The following is a 2,684-nucleotide window of genomic DNA, read 5'->3' as shown; positions in this document are numbered from 1 at the left end:
GGCGCCGGAGTCCAGCGTCACGTCGACCTCGACGGTCGGGTTGCCGCGGCTGTCCAGGATCTCGCGGGCGGTGATGTCGGTGATGGCGCTCATGGTGTCGGTGGTTCCGTGGTTCGGGTGAAAGGATGGCTCAGTGGCGCGTCGCCGGACGGCGGTAGATGAACCAGTAGACGGCGCCGACCAGCAGCGCGCCGCCGACCCAGTTGCCGAGCGTCACCGCGCCAAGGTTGAGAAGGAAGTGGGGCACGTCGATGGGCGGGAAGCTCTTGTGCAGCTCGGCCCAGAAGCTGTCGGGCGCCCCCCATTGGATGAGCAGGCCCAGCGGCACGAAGTACATGTTGGCGACGCAGTGCTCGAACCCTGCCGCGACGAAGGCGCTGACCGGCAGCACGATGGCGGCGATCTTGTCGCCCACCCCGCGCGCGCCCAGCGCCAGCCACACCGCCAGGCAGACCAGCACGTTGCACAGGATGCTCAGGAAGAACGCGTTCCCCGTGGGCAGCCCGCTCTTCGCCGTGGCGAAGTACAGCGCCATCTCGCCCACCGCGCCATGCCCGAAGGTGTATTGCCCGGACAGGAAGACCAGCACCGCCGTGCCCAGCGCGCCGACGAAGTTGCCGATCCACACCAGCGTCCACACCCGCATCATCTCGCGGATGGTGAGGCGGCCGCTGGCCCAGGCCATGACCAGCAGCGCGTCGCCGGTGAACAGCTGGGCACCGCCGACCACCACCAGCACGAGGCCGAGCGAGAACACCAGCCCGCCCAGCAGGCGCGTCACGCCGTAGGGCAGCATGCCCTCCGCGCCCGACATCGCCACGGTGGCGAACAGCCCGCCGAGCGCGATGAACGCGCCGGCCAGCACGGCGAGCGCCAGCAGGGTCGGCGTGTCGGTGTGCGCCTTCTTGACGCCGAGATCCTCGGCGGCCTGGGCGATGGCGGGGGGCAGCCGTGCGTCCAGGGTGTATGGCGGCTCCACGCCCGTCCGTTGATGCGTGTCCATGGGTCTGTCCTTTCGGATTGGGCCTTTCAGGCGGTGCGCAGGCCCTGCGCCCGGAAACGGTCGCGCACCCGCCCGGTCAGCTCGTCCGAGGGGGGCTCGGTGGCGGCGAGGCGGTAGGGGAGGCCCAGCTCGCGCCATTTGAATTCGCCCAGCTTGTGGAAGGGCAGCACGTCCACCCGCTCCACCACGCCCAGGCCGGCGGCGAAGTCCGCCAGGGCGTCGATCTCGTTCAGGTCGTCGGTCAGGCCGGGCACCAGCACGTAGCGCAGCCAGATCGGCTTGCCGATCAGGCTCAGGCGCTCGGCGAACTCCAGCGTCGGGCGCAGCGGCACGTTGGTGAGCGCGCGGTGGGTGGACTCGCGGAACGCCTTGATGTCGAGCAGCACCAGGTCGATGTCGGCCAGCAGGAGGTCGTCGGCGTGCGCGCCGAGGAAACCGGAGGTGTCCAGCGCCGTGTGCAGACCGTGCTCCTTGGCGCCGCGGAAGACGGCGGCGCAGAACTCCGGCTGCACCAGCGGCTCGCCGCCGCTGATGGTCAGCCCGCCCTTGGCGCGCTTGAGGAAGTCGGCGTACCCCGCGACCTCGGCGACGATCTCGGCCGCGGCGGTGCGGGTGCCGTCGTGCATGTGGCGGGTGTCGGGGTTGTGGCAGTACTGGCAGCGCAGCGGGCAGCCGGCCAGGAACAGCACGTAGCGGATGCCGGGGCCGTCCGCCGTGCCCCCGGTCTCCACCGAGTGCACCCAGCCGTCGATCCGGGGGAGGCCGGTGTGGGCGTGCGTGTCCATGGTGCGGTGTCCCTGTGCGCTAGCCGGAGATGATCACGAGGGCGCCGTGCGCGCCGATGTGCAACTCCGCGCGGATGATGCGCCCGTCCTCGCCCTTCCACCAGCGGCCCGGCGCTTCGAGGAAGCGGAAGCCGCTCCGGGTGAGGAAGGGGACGGCCTGGCTGACATCCGGGAAGTGGCGTGTTTCCACGTCCATGGCGGTGCCTCAGGGCCAGACCGCGGCCCACACCATCGCCAGGCAGAGGAACCCCACGATGAGGGGGATCAGCCGGTCGATCTGGTCGTCGGCTCCGGAGGCGTGTTCGGCGGCGCTTTTGAAGGGGTAGGGGTAGTATTGCATGGCTTGCAACGGCGTGCTTGCGTCGGGCCCCCACCCAACCCTCCCCCACTTCGCGGGGGAGGGCTTTTTCCTCCCCCCGCGCAGTGGGGGGAGGTTAGGAGGGGGGCCCGGCGCGAAGACGTCCCTCAGTGCTTGGAGTGGAAGGTTCGGGAGATGACGTCCAACTGCTGCTCGCGGGTGAGCTTGATGAAGTTCACCGCGTAGCCGGACACCCGGATGGTGAGCTGCGGGTACTGCTCCGGGTGGTCCATGGCGTGCAGCAGCGTCTCGCGGTCGAACACGTTCACGTTGATGTGGTGCCCGCCCTGCGCGAAGTAGCTGTCCAGCATCCCCACCAGGTTCGCCACCCGCTCGCCCTCCGTCGGACCCAGGCCCGACGGCACGATCGTGAAGGTGTACGAGATGCCGTCCTGCGCGTGCGCGTACGGCAGCTTCGCCACACTGGCCATCGACGCGATGGCCCCCTTCCGGTCGCGCCCGTGCATCGGGTTGGCCCCCGGCGCGAACGGCTCGCCCGCCTTGCGCCCGTCCGGCGTCGAGCCGGTCTTCTTGCCGT

At 70.2% G+C, this 2,684-nt stretch carries 6 protein-coding genes; all 6 read right to left on the bottom strand.

Features of this window, described 5'->3' with window-relative positions:
• On the bottom strand, positions 1 to 93 hold a 93-nt coding region (locus tag ACRWK7_RS00625), incomplete at its 3' end, for a hypothetical protein (protein WP_146209004.1).
• Positions 94 to 130: 37 nt separating this feature from the next.
• Positions 131 to 1,003 (bottom strand): formate/nitrite transporter family protein, encoded by an 873-nt coding sequence (locus ACRWK7_RS00620; RefSeq protein ID WP_431854226.1) that lies wholly within the window; start codon positions 1,001 to 1,003, stop codon positions 131 to 133.
• Between the two features lie 26 nt (positions 1,004 to 1,029).
• The gene (gene pflA / locus ACRWK7_RS00615; RefSeq protein WP_431854225.1) at positions 1,030 to 1,788 is read right to left on the bottom strand and encodes a pyruvate formate-lyase-activating protein; all 759 of its coding nucleotides are present in this window, start codon (positions 1,786 to 1,788) and stop codon (positions 1,030 to 1,032) included.
• A 19-nt stretch (positions 1,789 to 1,807) separates the two neighbouring features.
• On the bottom strand, positions 1,808 to 1,984 hold the full coding sequence (locus tag ACRWK7_RS00610) for a hypothetical protein (protein ID WP_431854224.1): 177 nt from the start codon (positions 1,982 to 1,984) through the stop codon (positions 1,808 to 1,810).
• 9 nt (positions 1,985 to 1,993) lie between these two features.
• Positions 1,994 to 2,128, bottom strand: coding sequence for a hypothetical protein (locus tag ACRWK7_RS00605; RefSeq protein ID WP_431854223.1), 135 nt, complete (start codon positions 2,126 to 2,128; stop codon positions 1,994 to 1,996).
• Positions 2,129 to 2,253: 125 nt separating this feature from the next.
• On the bottom strand, positions 2,254 to 2,684 hold a 431-nt coding region (locus ACRWK7_RS00600; protein WP_431854222.1), incomplete at its 5' end, for a glycine radical domain-containing protein.

The sequence above is a fragment of the Azospirillum sp. genome (genome assembly GCF_050789165.1).
Note: the sequence above shows the minus strand (reverse complement) of the source record. Positions and strands in the feature narration are given on the sequence as shown.

What these genes read in the sequence shown, in the direction of transcription:
- pflA (WP_431854225.1), bottom strand. Translation starts at nt 1,788, where the DNA reads ATGGACACGCACGCCCACACCGGCCTCCCCCGGATCGACGGCTGGGTG.
- ACRWK7_RS00605 (WP_431854223.1), bottom strand. Translation starts at nt 2,128, where the DNA reads ATGCAATACTACCCCTACCCCTTCAAAAGCGCCGCCGAACACGCCTCC.
- ACRWK7_RS00620 (WP_431854226.1), bottom strand. Translation starts at nt 1,003, where the DNA reads ATGGACACGCATCAACGGACGGGCGTGGAGCCGCCATACACCCTGGAC.
- ACRWK7_RS00610 (WP_431854224.1), bottom strand. Translation starts at nt 1,984, where the DNA reads ATGGACGTGGAAACACGCCACTTCCCGGATGTCAGCCAGGCCGTCCCC.